At 59.2% G+C, this 547-nt stretch carries 1 protein-coding gene; it reads right to left on the reverse strand.

The annotated features are described in order from the left end of the window. Positions 1–547 (reverse strand): PA14 domain-containing protein (locus ACR0A1_RS20515; protein ID WP_480869048.1); only part of this gene is annotated, 547 nt, incomplete at both ends.

A 547-nucleotide genomic window follows, 5' to 3' on the forward strand; every position in this document is an offset into this window, starting at 1 on the left:
TCCGAGTTGTCATCCTGATCACCTGGTGTCGGATCACCTGGTGTCGGATCAACAGGATCATCCTCAACGGGATCTTCGTTCACCGGCGTCTCATCGACAGGCGTCTCGTCAACGGGTGTCTCATCGACAGGGGGCGGGGTTCCGTCGCCAGGGCTTGCCACATGATCCCCGGTCAGCAGGACGCGGTTACCACCAGTATCGGGGCCAGCCCACTCGAGCATCAGGGTCGCATCGCCATAGGCCTCGAAGTAGAGCGCCTCAAGGCTATGGGTGCCCGCCGACAGCTCGATCGTGGCGGTCTGTAGCTCAGTCGCATGCAGCCCGTCGTTGTCGATCAGGTCCTGACCATTGAGCCGCAGGCTGGAACCGTCATCCGATAGCAAATAGAACGTGTAACTTCCCGCCTGCTCAATATGCAAATCGGTCGTGGCACGCACGGCAAAGACGTCCTCACGGCCGCCCTCCCAGATCTGAGTGCTCCCATCGTAGTTCAGTGCATTGGTGAGCGTCGTTTCATCCGCTGCAGCAGAAAAATCAATCTGCGACA

It is taken from the genome of Ruegeria sp. D6, from assembly GCF_056534365.1.